This window comes from Chitinophaga sp., from assembly GCF_039596155.1.
Lineage (GTDB): Bacteria > Bacteroidota > Bacteroidia > Chitinophagales > Chitinophagaceae > Chitinophaga.
The window spans coordinates 175,803-191,686 of sequence record NZ_JBCNKF010000013.1 but is presented as its reverse complement, the minus strand read 5'-3'; the positions used below and the strand labels follow the sequence as shown (position 1 = coordinate 191,686).

The 15,884-nt window shown below is 44.7% G+C and carries 15 protein-coding genes and 1 tRNA gene; 6 read left to right on the top strand and 10 right to left on the bottom strand.

Annotation, left to right across the window (positions count from 1 at the left end; genetic code table 11):
• Positions 1-154: 154 nt before the first annotated feature.
• The gene (locus ABDW33_RS14755; RefSeq protein WP_343690835.1) at positions 155-1,558 is read right to left on the bottom strand and encodes a rhodanese-like domain-containing protein; all 1,404 of its coding nucleotides are present in this window, start codon (positions 1,556-1,558) and stop codon (positions 155-157) included.
• An 84-nt stretch (positions 1,559-1,642) separates the two neighbouring features.
• Positions 1,643-2,275 (bottom strand): Crp/Fnr family transcriptional regulator, encoded by a 633-nt coding sequence (locus tag ABDW33_RS14750; protein ID WP_343690834.1) that lies wholly within the window; start codon positions 2,273-2,275, stop codon positions 1,643-1,645.
• A gap of 287 nt (positions 2,276-2,562) precedes the next feature.
• On the opposite strand from ABDW33_RS14750, the gene ABDW33_RS14745 reads away from it, so the two are divergent.
• Positions 2,563-3,363, top strand: coding sequence for a sulfite exporter TauE/SafE family protein (locus tag ABDW33_RS14745; protein ID WP_343690833.1), 801 nt, complete (start codon positions 2,563-2,565; stop codon positions 3,361-3,363).
• Here the strand turns inward: ABDW33_RS14745 and ABDW33_RS14740 are convergent.
• Genes ABDW33_RS14740 through crtI form a run of 4 tightly spaced genes read right to left on the bottom strand, consistent with a single transcriptional unit; the run spans position 3,360 to position 6,834 of the window.
• The gene (locus ABDW33_RS14740; RefSeq protein ID WP_343690832.1) at positions 3,360-4,040 is read right to left on the bottom strand and encodes a lycopene cyclase domain-containing protein; all 681 of its coding nucleotides are present in this window, start codon (positions 4,038-4,040) and stop codon (positions 3,360-3,362) included. The genes ABDW33_RS14745 and ABDW33_RS14740 overlap by 4 nt on opposite strands.
• Positions 4,015-4,509: a beta-carotene hydroxylase gene (locus ABDW33_RS14735; RefSeq protein ID WP_343690831.1), complete on the bottom strand. Its 495-nt coding sequence runs from the start codon at positions 4,507-4,509 to the stop codon at positions 4,015-4,017. The genes ABDW33_RS14740 and ABDW33_RS14735 overlap by 26 nt, the downstream gene beginning before the upstream one ends.
• Positions 4,506-5,345: a phytoene/squalene synthase family protein gene (locus ABDW33_RS14730; RefSeq protein WP_343690830.1), complete on the bottom strand. Its 840-nt coding sequence runs from the start codon at positions 5,343-5,345 to the stop codon at positions 4,506-4,508. The genes ABDW33_RS14735 and ABDW33_RS14730 overlap by 4 nt, the downstream gene beginning before the upstream one ends.
• Positions 5,329-6,834, bottom strand: a complete 1,506-nt coding sequence (crtI, locus tag ABDW33_RS14725) for a phytoene desaturase family protein (protein WP_343690829.1) — start codon at positions 6,832-6,834, stop codon at positions 5,329-5,331. Before crtI ends, ABDW33_RS14730 begins: the two co-directional genes overlap by 17 nt.
• A gap of 139 nt (positions 6,835-6,973) precedes the next feature.
• Between crtI and ABDW33_RS14720 the strand changes: the two genes are divergently transcribed.
• Both ABDW33_RS14720 and ABDW33_RS14715 read left to right on the top strand, forming a co-directional pair.
• Positions 6,974-7,855 carry a MerR family transcriptional regulator gene (locus tag ABDW33_RS14720; RefSeq protein ID WP_343690828.1) on the top strand — a complete coding sequence of 294 codons (882 nt, stop codon included), beginning with the start codon at positions 6,974-6,976 and terminating at the stop codon, positions 7,853-7,855.
• 207 nt (positions 7,856-8,062) lie between these two features.
• On the top strand, positions 8,063-8,488 hold the full coding sequence (locus ABDW33_RS14715; RefSeq protein ID WP_343690827.1) for a response regulator: 426 nt from the start codon (positions 8,063-8,065) through the stop codon (positions 8,486-8,488).
• 306 nt (positions 8,489-8,794) lie between these two features.
• On the opposite strand, the gene ABDW33_RS14710 is transcribed toward ABDW33_RS14715, so the two are convergent.
• Together ABDW33_RS14710 and ABDW33_RS14705 are read right to left on the bottom strand one after the other, a co-directional pair.
• On the bottom strand, positions 8,795-10,099 hold the full coding sequence (locus ABDW33_RS14710) for an arsenic transporter (protein WP_343690826.1): 1,305 nt from the start codon (positions 10,097-10,099) through the stop codon (positions 8,795-8,797).
• Entirely contained in the window at positions 10,066-11,301 is a 1,236-nt protein-coding gene (locus ABDW33_RS14705) for an MFS transporter (RefSeq protein WP_343690825.1), read from the bottom strand. Before ABDW33_RS14705 ends, ABDW33_RS14710 begins: the two co-directional genes overlap by 34 nt.
• A gap of 328 nt (positions 11,302-11,629) precedes the next feature.
• On the opposite strand from ABDW33_RS14705, the gene ABDW33_RS14700 reads away from it, so the two are divergent.
• Positions 11,630-12,751, top strand: a complete 1,122-nt coding sequence (locus tag ABDW33_RS14700) for a hypothetical protein (protein WP_343690824.1) — start codon at positions 11,630-11,632, stop codon at positions 12,749-12,751.
• 256 nt (positions 12,752-13,007) lie between these two features.
• Here ABDW33_RS14700 and ABDW33_RS14695 read toward each other — a convergent pair.
• Both ABDW33_RS14695 and ABDW33_RS14690 read right to left on the bottom strand, forming a co-directional pair.
• A tRNA-Lys gene (locus ABDW33_RS14695) sits at positions 13,008-13,080 on the bottom strand.
• A gap of 89 nt (positions 13,081-13,169) precedes the next feature.
• On the bottom strand, positions 13,170-13,718 hold the full coding sequence (locus tag ABDW33_RS14690) for a hypothetical protein (RefSeq protein ID WP_343690823.1): 549 nt from the start codon (positions 13,716-13,718) through the stop codon (positions 13,170-13,172).
• 31 nt (positions 13,719-13,749) lie between these two features.
• On the opposite strand from ABDW33_RS14690, the gene ABDW33_RS14685 reads away from it, so the two are divergent.
• Both ABDW33_RS14685 and ABDW33_RS14680 read left to right on the top strand, forming a co-directional pair.
• On the top strand, positions 13,750-14,508 hold the full coding sequence (locus tag ABDW33_RS14685; protein ID WP_343690822.1) for a sigma-70 family RNA polymerase sigma factor: 759 nt from the start codon (positions 13,750-13,752) through the stop codon (positions 14,506-14,508).
• 72 nt (positions 14,509-14,580) lie between these two features.
• Positions 14,581-15,723 (top strand): FecR domain-containing protein, encoded by a 1,143-nt coding sequence (locus ABDW33_RS14680; RefSeq protein ID WP_343690821.1) that lies wholly within the window; start codon positions 14,581-14,583, stop codon positions 15,721-15,723.
• Positions 15,724-15,884 lie beyond the last annotated feature (161 nt).

Genomic DNA, 15,884 nt, shown 5'->3' with positions numbered 1-15,884 from the left:
CACTTCGCAGTGGACACCCTTGCTCTTGGCTAATGGTTGGCGATTACAAACCCCCATAACGGACTTCCACCGTCAAGTTTATCGCCATGCATGGCGCACAAAAAAAGGGCGTCTCAAATGATTTGAGCCGCCCTTTCATTTTCGGTTATTAATGTTATCCCTGGTCAACAGGATTTTTTCCCTCCAGCCATTTATTCATGCCTCCTGAGAAATTCAGGATATTCTTATACCCTTCCCTTGCCAGCAGGGAATAAGCAATCGTAGCCCGGTCACCACTCTGGCAATGAATCACCACTTTCTTTTCTTTATTGATCTTACTCAGGTTGTCTGGCAGATACCCTACGAATACATTCTCTGCTTTCCTGATATGCCCGGAATGATATTCTGTAGCGCCGCGCAGATCAATCAGCTGGATGCCGTTATTATGATAAAGCTCCTTAAACTCATCAATGGAGATGACAGTTTCCCGCTCGGGCACACCGCCGGCCTTCACCCATTCATTGATATCAGGAATGTATCCCAGCACATTGTCAAGGCCTATCCGCATTAGTTTGCGGGTCAGCTGATCCAGTTGATCCGGATGGGCGATTAAAATAAAAGGGGTGTCATAATCCAGGAACCAGCCAGCCCAGGTATTAAAAGAATTATTGTCTTGTATGTTGATACTACCTGGAATGTATCCGGCGGCAAACATGCTTTTCTCCCGTGTATCGATCAGTTTGTATCCCTTCTTTAACGCGGATAGTAGTTCATCATTACTCAACGCTTTCAGGGTAGGCACTTTTGTCAGCAACGGGCGGTTCTCCTTGTTAAGTTTCTTCATGGTAGCGAAATATTTAGGCGGTTCCGGCTGATCTGCCAGCAGGTATTTTACGAACCCTTCTTCGTCCTGTTGGAAGCGGAAAGCCCAGTTTCTCACCATTTCATACCCGGTAGTAGTAGATGGAACGGACCCCAGGGCTTTTCCGCAGGCGGAGCCGGCACCATGGGCGGGCCATACCTGTATATACGGTGGCAAGGCACTGAATTTTTTCAGGGACGTAAATAGCTGATGAGCACCGATCTCCTGTGTACCTTTCAATCCGGCTGCTTTTTCAAGCAGATCGGGTCTGCCGATATCACCGACGAATACGAAGTCGCCTGTAAACAACATGACAGGTACATCACTGGCTGGCTTATCAGTCAATAAAAAGCTGATACTTTCAGGGGTATGACCGGGTGTATGTAAGACCTCGAATGTCAGATTACCTAGTTCAATCTGGCTACCGTCTTTCAAACCGATATGTTCGAATTCATATTGCCAATCCGGGCCGCCCTCGTCGGAGAGATATAACTGAGCACCGGTCAGAGATGCCAGCTCACGGGACCCGGAGAGGAAATCCGCATGAATGTGGGTTTCAAGAATATGCGTGATGCGCATCTTTTGCTGTTGTGCGATTTCAAGGTAGGTATCGACATCTCTCTTAGGATCAATAACAGCAGCAATCCCGGCTTTCTGACAGCCAATAAAATAACTTCCCTGAGCCAGGCTTTTATCGTAAATGTGCTGAAAATACATAGTGTTTAAATTTTTCGGTTTTGATACAAAGGTGTTGTATCCGCATTTTATTATCAGTGATACCTGTCACACAGATAATAAAGTTTATGGCTTCATCCATTCAAAGGAATTGCGGTGAATGACGATCCAGCCATTCTTTTCCATTTTCTTCAGCAACCGGCTGATCACTTCCCTGGAAGAATTCAGGTCGCTGGCAATTTCCTGGTGTGTTAACCTGATTTGCGGGCCCATTTTTTCAACTTGTCTTTTTATATAGAACTCCAGTCGCTCATCCATATTTTTAAAGGCAATTTCGTTGACAGTGTTCAGTAGTTCTTCATACCGGGCCTTCCATGTCCGGATCACGAAATAATGCCAGCTTTTATATTTCCCCAGCCATTGATCCATATATTCAAGGGGGATCATTAATACAGTCACATCAGTTAAGGCTTTTGCCACGACCTGGCTATTCTCCTGCCGGTAGGTACATACCATAGAAACGGCACATGCTTCGCCGGCTTCAATATCATACATAAAAAATTCATTCCCCTCTTCATCTTCCTGGTAGAGCTTTACAATTCCGTCTAATATCAACATCGAGGACCTGATAATCTGTGCTTTCCTCAGCAGGGTCGTGCCCGCCGGAATCTCCATAATTTCACCACATTTCTCCATTTCCTCATAAAGCGCTTCTTCCAGTCCCGGAAAATTCTGTCGAATAGCATCCTTCTCTTTCATAGTATATCATCGTATTTATGTATGTCGAATTTAAACTATAATGCCGATGTAAATACATACACCGGCATTTTGTAACAAAAACCAACCTATATCCTATCGCTTACCTGCAACTATTTCCCAAAGTTGTTCATCCGGAGCAAGCCATTCACATCCATCAGCGATGCAGAATTACAAATCATCCGGGAGATTATATGTAACAAATGTCACATAGTAAAAATACATGGGGTGGGTGACTATTATCACTGACCGCATTATGAGCGGTTACGACCTTTGAAGAAACAATATTTATGCATCTCTTTGGATATTTTGCTTCGTTGTTAATCGGCGTCTCGCTTGGTTTAATTGGTGGAGGCGGGTCTATCTTAACATTGCCTGTAATGGTGTATCTGTTTGGCGTATCGCCGGTGATGGCTACCTCGTATTCGCTGTTTATAGTAGGCTCGACCAGCCTGATAGGCGCTGCGCAGCAATATAAGAGAGGGGCTGTGAATATCAGGATGGGCGTACTATTTGCCATTTCGTCTGTGATCACTGTCTTTGTAACCCGGAAATGGCTGGTTCCGCTGATACCCGAAACGATTACGACGTTTCAGGGTTTTACGCTGACGGGCAGCAGGCTGACGATGATGTTATTTGCTTTGCTGATGCTGATCTCTTCAACCTTTATGTTAAGGAAGAAAACAGGGCACATGGATACGGACAACAGCCATCACAGCGTTAATTTCTCAAAGCTGGTGTTGTTTGGGATCAGCATTGGCCTGGTGACGGGGCTGCTGGGGGCAGGCGGTGGCTTCCTGCTGATTCCTGCACTCGTATTGATACTTCATTTGTCTATGAAGGAAGCCATAGGTACATCCCTGTTGGTGATAGCGTTGAATTCACTGATAGGTTTCCTGGGTAACCTGCATGAAAAAGGGATTGACTGGACACTCTTAATGATGGTAAGTACGCTGGCGATTGTGGGAATCATAGTGGGCAGTTACCTGAATAGTAAATTGCCTGCAGATAAATTAAAGAAAGGATTTGGGTGGTTTGTATTGGTGATGGGCATCTATATTCTCGCCAAAGAATCTGGCGCTCGGATTTAGTGCTTTCTGGCAGTCATAGCCTCAAAAAAGGCGACCTGTGATCCGATTAAAATTAAGCCATAAAAAACATCTTCTACAGGAATGGTTAGAATTCGCCACCCAATTATTTCATGACTATTATACCAAACAACAGGTGCGTCCAGCAAGGAACCTGTCAATAATCCGTTTACCACCAGGAAAGGTAGCAGCAACAGGCTATAACTGGAATAAAATTTACCGATCCAGGGTTTATTTCTCATCAAAAGAATAAAAAGGGCGAGTAAAAGAAACGTGGCACAGGTATACTTTTGATGGTAAAAAATAATTGACACGACTACTCCGGTTGCAATTAACACACGGGAGATCCAGGCAGCGGCCTTTGCTGAAAAAGTAAATGCTGGCCAGAAAGATTGAAGACAATAATAGGAAAACATACATGCATATGGTATGCATAAAAAAAACAACACCTCTTCCACTGGCAGATTAAAGAAGTAGATACCTAGCAGGTACGTTGGATTAAAACCCCATACACCGGCATATGTAAATGTGATATCCCACAATAGGAACACCAGTCCTGACAACAGCATACCAGTCAATGCTATTGCCCAGAACTTATAGAACCTGACCCGCGGATGGAAAGATGCAATAAATGGTACAAGAAGAGACCCCATATCAATCGCGAGATACGTGTATTTCATTTACATTCTTTTTCGAAACTAATCTAAAGTATTTAATGGGGAAAAATAACATACCAAAACATTCACCTTTCTCTTTTCCAAGGTGTTTATGGTGCATTTTATGCGCACGGCGCAGCGCCTTCAGATAAACATGGTCACTGTTCCGAAGCCATTTAAACCGCTGGTGTACGAATACGTCGTGCACCAGGAAGTAGGTAAAACCGTATAAAGTGATACCCGATGCCAGGCCGATAAGCAGGAAGTTTTTATGCAGGGTACCGAAAAGAAACAGTGCGATGCCGGGAAGTGCGAATATCAAAAAGAAGAAATCATTTTTTTCGAGGAATTGTCCTTCCGGCTTACGATGGTGATCACTGTGGAGAAACCAGAGCGGGCCATGCATAATATATTTATGCGTGAGCCAGGCGACACCTTCCATACCGGCAAAACCCACCGTCAACATGATGATTAAACCCAGGACTTCGTTCATTGCTGCAAAAGATTAAAAGGAAATAAAACGGTTTGTAACATAATGCCAAACTTATGGGTATTAGGCACCCGAACCCTTTCGTTCATGATACGCTGCGCCGGCAGGTTTTTAATTTTCTTGAACAACACCTGATAATAGGCGTAGGCCAAGTAGACCCCTTTCCTGGAGCTAAGCGGCAAAGCCAGGATACCTGGCAGAGCGGCCTGGAAGTCGGCAGCGATTTCAGATTCAATGGCAGACTTATCGCAGTTGGTAAAATGCTCAAGATTTACCAGTGGGAAATAATGTCTGCCGAGTTCCTGCCGGTCGGCTTTAATATCCCTGAGGAAGTTGACCTTTTGAAAAGCGGCGCCTAACTTCATAGCAGGGGTACGTAACTGGCAGTAGAGATCATTGTTCCCTTCTGTAAATACCTTCAGGCACATCAGGCCCACTACTTCTGCACTACCAAGGATATATTGTTCATAAATGCTCCTGGTGTAAAAATGCTGGTGGAGGTCCATTTCCATACTATCCAGGAATGTATCCACCAGCTCCTGTTCTATATTAAAGTCATGATATACTTTCTGAAAACTATTCAATATAGGGTTCAGGCTTATCTTATCGGCGATCGCCCTGTATGCTTCTTCTTTGAAATGAAGCAGTAGAGCGGCTTTGTCATATTCATGAAAAGAGTCTACAATTTCATCGGCCAGGCGAACAAAGCCATATATCGCGTGAATAGGTTCATGGAACTTTTTATCGAGCAACCTGATACCAAGCGAAAACGAGGTACTATATTCTTCTGTAGTGAGTTTGCTACAGCGTGCACTTACCTTATCAAATAACGATTTCATGTTTGGAAGATTTTTGTCTTAAAATGTGATTAGCGACCATTTCCCCGGAAAGAATTGCAGGTGGTACACCTGGCCCGGGAACGGTCAGCTGCCCTGTGTAGAAAAGATTACTGATCTTCTTATGGCGGATAGAGGGCTTAAGAAATGCGGTTTGTCCGAGTACATTCGCTAAGCCGTAAGCGTTTCCTTTAAAAGCGTGATAGTCAGTAATGAAATCACGGTAGGCGTATGACCTGTAATAAACAATGTTATCCCTGAAATTCTCTCCACAAAAAGCCTCCGTCTCGGCCAACACTCTATCGAAGTATTGTTCTCTTATGGCAGGAGAATCGGCCAGACCGGGTGCAGTTGGAATTAAAAAAAACAGGTTTTCCATTCCTTCAGGTGCCACACTCCTGTCGGTTTTAGATGGGCAACACAAATAAAAAAGCGGATCAGCTGGCCAGGAAGGTGTTTTATAGATCGCATCGGCATGCTTGCGCAGGTCATGCTCAAAAAACAGGTTGTGGTGTTGCAGGCCGGGTAATTGTTTGTTTACGCCTACATAATAGAGGAGGCATGAAGGAGCCATCACTCTTTTTTCCCAGTACTTTTCAGAATAGTTACTTTTTTTCTCAGGAAGCAGTTCCCTGTCAGTATGATGGTAGTCTGCGCCGGATACGACAATATCTGCATGAATAAATCCCTTGTCTGTATGTACACCGGTCACATTGTTGTCAACTACTTCCAGTCTTTCCACTTCGGTGTTCAGCAGGAAGTGAACGCCTTTTTCTCTTGCCAGGGCTGTCATAGCTGCTGCCAGCTGAACCATTCCGCCCATCGGATACCATGTACCCAGCTTCATATCGGCATAGTTCATCATGCTATACATGGCGGGTATCTTGTCGGCCGTGGCACCTAGAAAGAGGATGGGAAACTCGATAATTCTCAACAAACGCTCATCCGTAAAATATTGTTTTGCATGGCTGCTGAACGATTGAAGCATGTCCATTTTAAACACGGATTGCAATACTTCCTTACTACATAGTTCGCTGAAATGAAGTCCGGGCTTGTTGATATAAGTTTTCATAGCGGTCTCGTACTTATATCCAGCCTCCTGCATAAATGCTTCCAACTTTCTGCCGGCTCCTTTTTCGATGGTCTCAAAAAGAGAACAGATATCTGAAAAAGATGCCGGAAGTTCAATTACGTCATTTTTCCCAAAAACCACCTGATAGGAAGGGTCTAGCCTCACCAGAGAAAAATAGTCCTGGATAGAACTGCCGTGACGTTTAAAAAAACCTTCAGCCACTTCCGGCATCCAATACCAGCTCGGTCCCATGTCAAAAGTGAAACCATTTTCAGTAAAAGCCCTGCTTCTGCCACCGGTTGTTCCATGTTTCTCCACCACCGATACCTGGTATCCCTGGCTGGCGAAAGTGACAGCAGCAGATAATCCCGCATAACCGGCACCTATAATTAAGACCTTTTCACTTGGATTTTGTTTCATCTTTTTTCAAAACTCTTAAACAAATATACTGTTTAACTTTTTAATTTAAAGAATAAACAAAAGTTTATTTTTGTGAAAGAAGTCACCTGCCGGGTTAGGTCAACGAGAGTTACTTGTCCAGGCAATAGAAATTTGTAGTATGGCAGCTGAAATGTATTCAATCAAGGATCTTGAGAACCTGTCAGGGATCAAGGCACATACGATCAGGATCTGGGAAAAGAGGTATGGTGTGATACAGCCGGGCAGAACGGACACCAATATAAGGTACTATACAAACGAGGACCTGAGGAAATTACTGAATATAAGCATGTTAGCCCAGCATGGCTTCAAGATATCGCTCATCAGCCAGATGAGGGACGAAGAGATCAGTCAGAAAATAGCTGACCTGTCTATTGCCAAACAGGTGGATACATATGGAGAAAGTCTGCTACTCAGCTTAATCAACCTTGACGAGCAGCTATTTAACAAGACCTTCCTGGATATTGTACTGGCGGAAGGTTTTGAAAATGCCATTATTAAACAGATTTTCCCGTTCTTTAACCGAATCGGTATTATGTGGCAGATTGGGACGATTAACCCGGCTCAGGAGCATTTTATATCCCACCTGATCAGGAATAAGATAGTAGTTGCCATCGAACGTATCAACCGTACGCCGGACCCGGCACTGGGGAATGTGCTCCTGTTCCTGCCGGAGAATGAATTACATGAAATCGGGCTGCTGTTCTATAATTATTTATTACGTGCAAGAGGCTATAAGACGATTTACCTGGGGCAATCAGTTCCCCACGAAAGCCTTGACCGTATAGTCACCGCATGTAAATTTGAATTTATTGTCACGAATCTCACCAACCCGTTATCAGCAGAAGACTTCATCAGTTTCTGCCAGCGGGTTTGCGACACTGCAGCTGCCACAAAGGTTTATTTCACTGGCCCTGTACCTGAAAATACTGATCAGTCCCTCCCTTCGAACGCATTATTTAAGAAAGATTTACTGCTAAAACTTCACATAAAGGAGTGTTAATATATCATCAGGCATTCCTATTTGTTTAATAATTTCATATATTTGTTACACAAGCTATTTTATAACGGAAACATAGCCTGGGGAAGTTTTAAGGTGTTATCGCCAACGAACCGATCTTATTCTTACTTCCTAAAATAGTGTCTTGTTAGTATAAGTTTATCTAACGATCAATTTTCTACTAATAATTAAACTACTTTATGAAAGACCATGCTTAAGTTATTATTTCTTGACCAGGATAAAGACGACTTAATATTAGTAAAGGAGTTACTCGGAAAAGAGCAGTTTGAAATAAATACCATCGATCACCCATCGATGGTATTTGAATTGACTGCTATTACGGGTAATGTACCCGATGTGGTCATTATGAATTTCAGGCTGCCGGTATTATCATCATGGGAGCTGATAGGTGCCATTAAAAATCATCCTTTACTTCACCGGGTAGTAATAATTGTGCTGAGTTTAATTGACCCCGTCCTGATGGAAAGAAGCGGGCTGCTTGCTGACGCTGATGCAATTATTTTAAAGCCATTCTCTTTTGAAGAATATCCTGTTTTTTTGCAGCGATTGAAATCGGTTATCTTAAATAAAGTGAGTATTGAGCGCAACCGGGTGAGAAAAGATATCCGGTTATAATCATCAATGCACAGTTACCTTAAAATATAATTTCAAGGCAACTGTGTTAAAGACAGCCCGGCTTAATGGGCATTATTGGTAGGAGATACTTTTGATAAACGATAGATAGTGATGTTGTTTGCTTTTATCACTGGTACGATCAATCTGTCATGCGCAGCATCAACAAAAAAGTCAGCAGGACCATGCATTGCCGGAAGGATGAGTTGGGTACTCGTAAAGTGCTGAAGGTCTGTTTTCGCCAGGATTCCGGCAGCGTAGCCAAAATTTTTACAATCAGATACTAACCGGGTATGGTCATCTATATCATCATTTCGCCATCATAAACAATACGGCTAATGTTAATAACAACGGGATCACCATGACCACCATGCCATACTTTAAGAACTTAAAAAAGCTGATATCATACCCTTCCCTTCTCAAAGCTCCTAACCAAAGAATGGTCGCCAGTGAACCGGTAACAGATAGGTTCGGGCCCAGATCCACTCCTATTAAAATTGCATTCTGCACTGCAATAGGTATGTGAGCGGCTTGTATGGAACTTCCTGCTATTAAACCCAACGGCAGGTTATTGACGATATTGGCAACAAACCCCGTCAATACACCGGCTCCCCAACCTGTGGCAACCGGATCGCCGGCGGCATGCTTTTCTAATAAAACGGCGATTGCATGTACAGACCCCGTTTTACCAAGTGCCCCTACGATTACAAATAAACCGGCTACCAGTGGAATGACAGCCCATGACACACCTTTTATTATTTTACGTGGAGAAATGCCCGACGAAAGCATAACAATTATTGATGTGATGATACCGGTAATGGCTGTTGGCAGCCCAAGGTCGACTTCAAAATATGAACTGACCAGTAAAATAACTGATGTACCGCCGATGCCTAATAAGGCTGTTCTGCCGCCCCTGGATAACCCTGATACTTCCTGCACAGGTCCGATACTTTCTGACAATGCACGTTTCTGGGTAAAGTAGAGCACCACACACGTAACCGTGACCGATACAACAGAAGGGAGTAAAAACATGCCTAACCATTCGTAGAGCCCCGGCATGGACTTGCCGTAAATGACCAGGTTAGCCGGATTGGAAATAGGTAATACAAAGGAAGCGGCATTCGCTATAAATGCGCAGATTAACAAGTATGGCAGGGGGTTCCGGATTTTGGTCGATTTGATCGCAAATACCACTGCCGGCGTCAGTACGACTGCGGTAGCATCGTTGGATAAAAAGATGGTTACAATCGTACCCACGGCGTAAATCAGCAGAAAAAGACGCACTGCCGACCCCTTCGCAAAGCGCATCGCCTGAAACGCCAGCCAGTCAAACAAGCCGGTCTCCCTGGCTGTTTCTGCCAGCAACATCATACCTATCAGGAATAAATAAACGTCCATCCCCTTCCCTACTGCGAGTAAACTTTCCTGCGGAGAAATAAGTCCGGTAACCAGTAGTATCCCGGCACCCAGCAGTGCCCAAATGGCCTCATTTAACTTTGCCGGACGAATAATTATCAATAAAATCGTAACAATCGTGATCAACCATATCCAGGTGGTGCCCATAAAATATTCCTGATTTTTTATAATGCTGTTTTGCGGGGTTGGTGATTGCATGCCGCTTTTAAAACCCCGGCGTATAAAATCCAAATAATAATAGATATAACAGAGAACAAACCTAAAACAAAAAATGCTCCCGAAAAACCTATACTTTGTGCCAGCCATCCGCCGATGGCCGGGCTCAATGCAGCGCCTATGTTCTGCATGGTCATTACGGCACCCTGTCCAACATTTACACGACCGGATCCATCCAGTATTTTAGCCACTAATCCGGGTACAGCTACACTTTGTAAGCCGGCTCCTATACCATCCAGCATCTGAACAGGATACAATCCAACTGGACCCATCCAGTGTGCAGCAATGATTCCCCTTATCGGTAAAGAAAGGCAGGATATAAGTATCACGAGCCAGTAACCTGTACGTTCTGCCATACGCATGGCTACGATGGAGGTAATGACCATCACGACCTGGGCGATTATAATGGTCCAGGCCACAAACATCATCGGCTCCACCTTTTTAGTGGATGCTGCAGCCAGCCCATATAAGGGCAACATCGCAGCATTGCCCAGGTGGAAGGTAGCCAATACAATGGCGAGTATCACCAAAGGTTTACATGTAAACAGTACATTAAACCCACTTGCATCAGTCGCATTTTCACTATCACTCAATCCCCTGGCAGCATTATCGTCAATCATCCTGGCGGGAATTGATAATACCGTGATGGCGGACAAAGCGCCAAAAAATACGGATAAGAGAAAGATAGCCGTCATCCCGTAATGCATGCCTAATAACCCGGACATGGCTGCACCAAAGACGTTGCCGGCATGATTGAATGCCTGGTTGCCGCCATTCTGGCGATTAAAACCTTCCTGTTTTACGATACCTAAGGTAATACCTACTACTGCCGGACCAAGTACGGAACCGGCGATGGCAGTGGCTACCTGGGAGACGCATACCACCCAGAACTCCTGGGAAAAAAGAATAAGAGCGGCGGCAATGGAGGTAAAAAGAGCGGAGAGGATAATGTAGTTTCTTTTATGCCGGGTTGCATCTATCAGGGCGCCCGCCGGTGCTGTGACGGCCATTCCGGCTACTCCACCTATCGTCATTACCGTGCCTATAGTGCCGCTATGCCATCCATGGGCGAGTAAGAAGACGCCTAAGAATGGGCCGATACCAGCCTGGAGATCGGCCATGAAAAAGTTAAGGGCAAATAAAGAATAACCTGCCCTCTTTTGTTGTAAGTTTTGTGCGCTCATACATGACTGTTACGGGAAGTATACTTCAATATCATTGCCATTTTTATAAATGAGGAGTAATTAGTGTTTTTTGGGGGAAATGGCTGGATTTTTTGAGAGCTGAGGGACAAAGTGGGGAAGTGAGTTGTGGTTGTGCGCGTGCCTCGTTTATTTATGAGCCCCCCCGCTTTCCATTTATAACATCTGCCTGTTATTCCTTTATAAAAATAATTATCCTACTGAATTATTAATGCAGTTGTACATGGTAGATTTACACATCAACCTATAAACACGTTAGCAATAACATACCAATTGAAACCCGATTTTTAAATCCACACAAGACTACCTTATGAGCATTAAACCCTTCTACGTAGCAGGCTGCCTATCAGTGACCCTGCTGCTTGGCGCATGTACCAAGCAAATGAAAAACGACCTTTCTGACCCCTCCAATTCTTCCAAAAACAATCTGGGTGTCGCTGCAGCAGCAACCGATCCGGACGGAGCAAAGCTTCATGAATTCCTGAGAGCCAATGGCCCGGCAGATGAAACCTACACCGTAGAACTTCAGCGGAGTGCCTCCTTCACCACCAAAAGCGGCAGCAAGTACACCGTCAATTTTAACGCACTGGTAAGACCCGACGGTAGCCCCGCCAGCGGCCCTATCACCTTCACCGTAAAGGAAATCAGCAACGCTGCGGGTATGATCTTCGCAGACAAACCTACGGCCACCAACACCGGTGCGCCACTGGAATCCTTCGGTGAGTTTTTTGTTTCAGCAAAACAGAGTGCCACACCGCTCCGGTTACGTAAAGACAGCGCCATCAATGTTCAGGTGCCTGCTAAAGTAGCTGACCAGCGCATCCCTATGTGGAATGGTGATACCTCTGTTACCATCAACACTTCCGGCTACAACTATATCAACCAGTACATCACGTTGTCTACTACTGTGAGTGCCAACAAAGGCGTAGACTGGCAGCAGGTAACAAATCCAGCTTCTGCCTATGCCCTGTTTGATGGTACTAACGGTACCCTCAACTTCAGACTGGACAGCCTGATTAAATGGACCAACTGCGACCGGTTAATGAGTCTTCCCAACCCGAAGACCACGGTACTGGCCTATTTCAATTCCAATTACAATGCGGCCACCGGCACCAGCTTCAGCGGCGAAGAGCCTACTATGCTGTACTTCAAGCCAACGGGCGTCAATAGCATCATCAAATTCTACAACACTATCTTTACGCCACCGGCAGGTTATGAAGGTTTCCTGAGTTATCAGAACACCATCCCTGTAGGACAGAAAGGAACTTTCCTGGCCATCTCTTCTATCGGCGGCCAGTTCTATGCTGAGCAGAAAACAGTGACGATCGCGGCACCTGCTGCAGGCACCAACTATACTACCGTCACCTTCAACCCAGTTCCTGTTAGTGCAAGCGCACTGGTGGCGCTTATCAACAGTATGAACACCAAGTAATCTGATACCATAAAATAGCCGTTCATCAACCTGATGACGGCTATTTTTTTTTATGCTTTGTCATGGTTGTATGGAGGATGCCCATACGAAGTTGATGGCACTAACGGGGGGTCAAGGTGATACATTGACATGATAGGTGGGTTTAGGGGGGCAGTGGGTGGCAAGGAAGAAATTGAAGTTATACAATCGGATCTCGACTAAACGCTCAACTAAAAAACAAAACCCCGCGTCATGCGCGAGGTTTGTAAGTTTTCTGTGATCCCGTTGGGACTCGAACCCAAGACCCATACATTAAAAGTGTATTGCTCTACCAACTGAGCTACGGAATCTCTTCCCATTTTTCTCAAACGGAGCGCGAAGATAGGAAAATATTTATTCCCCCCAAATAAGTTTTAAAATTCTTCCCTCTCATCACCATCTAAAAATAATACCCCAACTTCAGCGACGCTTCCGGATTAATAACAGGAAGCGTAAAACTTCTATCATCCACCGGCACATGCTTATCACCTGCCACCCGCAAACTCAAACTCCCCCATGGTGACAAATATAAATGCCGGTACAAAGTAAAATTATACCCTATACTACCATTCAGCAACACATTATTAAACGTAGCTGTCTGGATCTTTGCATCTGTCTGTATCGTACTATGCCAGTAAACCACCCCTGCTCCTATCCACCATCCCTTCCAGTCTTTCTTCAAAAACCGGTCCGCCAGCAATGCATACGCATGGACCTGGTGATTGGAAAAATTACTGGCAGTGGACCAGTCAGGCTTCTTAACAAACGCAGTCAACCCCCTTACTCTCCAAAATCCTTTCCCCAGCCACGCCCCTCCAAAATATCCACCTGTAGCATATGGAAGCGCATCTACTTCCACTCCAAACTGAACCTTATCTTTTTGTTGCGTCTGTGCCTGCATACGCATGCAGGCAAAAAGCGTGATCAGCAACAGGCAATACTTTACCATTATCTTTATTTTTAAGATGTCAAGCCACTATGTGTTACGATCATTAAAGGTACTATCCTGTCATACCACAATTACTGACCACAATCATGCTGATCCCTTTCTGACATCGGCATCTTTTTACAATCCAACCCATACAATCGCCGGAAAATATCCCGTCTTTTTTAGTAAGTTTATCCCCGACCATACCAAAAGCAGCAGGATTGATCATATGCACACAGAAAAAGATGATTTGGTAAAAGCCGTGGCCAGAGGAGATATAAAAGCTTTTAACCAGCTTTTCGAGGAATTTTATGCACCGCTTTTTTACTATTCCTTCAACCTGGTACAGGATAAGGAAGAAGCGAAAGACATCGTACTGACGGCGCTCTATAAAGGCTGGGAACGCAGGGAACAATTTAAACAATATCAACACATCAAATCATTTCTCTACCTGGTAGTACGCAATGCCGGCCTGAACTTCCTGAAAAAGGAACAAAACACAGCTACCCATATGCAGGATCTCCTGCAGGCTGCCGAATTACATACACAGGAAGATGATTACCTGGCTACTGAAGCAGAAGTGCTGAAGAAAGTATTTAAAGCCATCGACGAACTACCTAATAAATGCAGAGAGGTTTTTAAACTCACCTACCTGGAAAATAAATCTGTACAGGATATTGCCGCCATCCTTCAGATCACGCCTTCCAATGTATCAGCACAACGGCATCGGGCACTCTCCCTCCTTCGCCTGGCACTGACCGAATCCCCCATTGCACTTTTATATTTATACATCCACATTATCGGACACTAATTTTTTTTAAAAAACTTTTCCAACTTTTTAAGATTCAGCCACCCTGGTTGTTATAGTATATATTAATCCGGCATGGGACAAGCATCATTTGACATAGAAGAATTGTTATTCAAACAGTTACAAGGAACACTGCTGCCTGAAGAAGCCGCATACCTGGAGGCGTGGAAAACACAAAAGCCGGCGAATATGGATTTTGTCAACCAGCTTACAACGCCTTCACGATTAACAGAGAAACTGCGATCATACGCAGATAATGACCTGGAGTCTGCCAGGCAGGAAGCACTTGCGCATCTTTTCCCAACGCGACGTACAAAACCGCGTTATCAATGGTGGGCAGCCGCCGCTGCTATGGCCTTATTACTTACTGCAGCAGGCTACCTGTATTATCAACAGGCTACGCCCCGCGTCACCAGTCAGACAATCATCGCCCCCGGGCACCAGGGCGCTATCCTGACACTGGCTAACGGCACACAGGTACAACTGGACACTATTCAGAACGGCGTCATCGCACTGCAGGGAGGTATGACAGCCAAAATCGTAAATGGTACCTTACAGTATGAAGGTAAACCGGCAGGTACGCTGTACAATAAGATGTCTACTCCCAAAGGCAGAACCTTTCAGTTAACACTGCCCGACGGTACCAACATCTGGCTTAACAGCGAAAGCGCTGTCAGGTATCCGATTGCTTTCAATGGTCCTGACAGGAAAGTGGAAATAACCGGGGAAGCCTATTTTGAGGTCGCTGCTGACCCCGGAAAACCTTTCCTGGTAGATGTAGCTAATAGAACCACCATTGCCGTTTTGGGCACCCATTTTAACGTAAATGCCTATAACAATGAGCAGGCCATTGCCGCCACGCTACTGGAAGGCGCGATCCGGGTGAAAGATCTTGTATTGCAGCCCGGACAACAGGCGCTACTGCACACCAATAATGACCTTCAACTGGTACCGGCACCGGATGTCAGCAAAGTCATGGCCTGGAAAAACGGGTTGTTCGATTTCGAAGGCGCGAGTTTGCAGGAAGTAATGCGGCAGCTGGAAAGGTGGTATGACATAGAGGTGGTCTTTGAAGGACCAATACCAGATATACGATTCGGGGGTAAAATGACCAGGGGAATTCCGTTGAATGAAGTACTGGAAATCTTAAAAGGATTTGAAGGGGCAGATTTTAAATTTCAGATGAAGGGGGACAGGCAACTAATTATTAGCCGATAAACATTGACAACCAAAATCAGATGCGATAACATGAAAAATTAAATACCAACCAGGATCAGAAAAAAGCCCGAAGTGGTTCGAAGCACTTCAGGCAATAAGTTCAGCTGATCAATACTGAGGTCTTAAGTTCCTTATTAATCAACCAAAACCTTTTCAAAAGT

Bases quoted from the DNA above. Each gene is read 5' to 3' on its own strand.
- ABDW33_RS14755 (WP_343690835.1), bottom strand. From the start codon at position 1,558: ATGTATTTTCAGCACATTTACGATAAAAGCCTGGCTCAGGGAAGTTAT.
- ABDW33_RS14730 (WP_343690830.1), bottom strand. From the start codon at position 5,345: ATGAAATCGTTATTTGATAAGGTAAGTGCACGCTGTAGCAAACTCACT.
- crtI (WP_343690829.1), bottom strand. From the start codon at position 6,834: ATGAAACAAAATCCAAGTGAAAAGGTCTTAATTATAGGTGCCGGTTAT.
- ABDW33_RS14680 (WP_343690821.1), top strand. From the start codon at position 14,581: ATGGGACAAGCATCATTTGACATAGAAGAATTGTTATTCAAACAGTTA.
- ABDW33_RS14715 (WP_343690827.1), top strand. From the start codon at position 8,063: ATGCTTAAGTTATTATTTCTTGACCAGGATAAAGACGACTTAATATTA.
- ABDW33_RS14700 (WP_343690824.1), top strand. From the start codon at position 11,630: ATGAGCATTAAACCCTTCTACGTAGCAGGCTGCCTATCAGTGACCCTG.
- ABDW33_RS14690 (WP_343690823.1), bottom strand. From the start codon at position 13,718: ATGGTAAAGTATTGCCTGTTGCTGATCACGCTTTTTGCCTGCATGCGT.
- ABDW33_RS14745 (WP_343690833.1), top strand. From the start codon at position 2,563: ATGCATCTCTTTGGATATTTTGCTTCGTTGTTAATCGGCGTCTCGCTT.
- ABDW33_RS14705 (WP_343690825.1), bottom strand. From the start codon at position 11,301: ATGAGCGCACAAAACTTACAACAAAAGAGGGCAGGTTATTCTTTATTT.
- ABDW33_RS14735 (WP_343690831.1), bottom strand. From the start codon at position 4,509: ATGAACGAAGTCCTGGGTTTAATCATCATGTTGACGGTGGGTTTTGCC.
- ABDW33_RS14710 (WP_343690826.1), bottom strand. From the start codon at position 10,099: ATGCAATCACCAACCCCGCAAAACAGCATTATAAAAAATCAGGAATAT.
- ABDW33_RS14740 (WP_343690832.1), bottom strand. From the start codon at position 4,040: ATGAAATACACGTATCTCGCGATTGATATGGGGTCTCTTCTTGTACCA.
- ABDW33_RS14750 (WP_343690834.1), bottom strand. From the start codon at position 2,275: ATGAAAGAGAAGGATGCTATTCGACAGAATTTTCCGGGACTGGAAGAA.
- ABDW33_RS14720 (WP_343690828.1), top strand. From the start codon at position 6,974: ATGGCAGCTGAAATGTATTCAATCAAGGATCTTGAGAACCTGTCAGGG.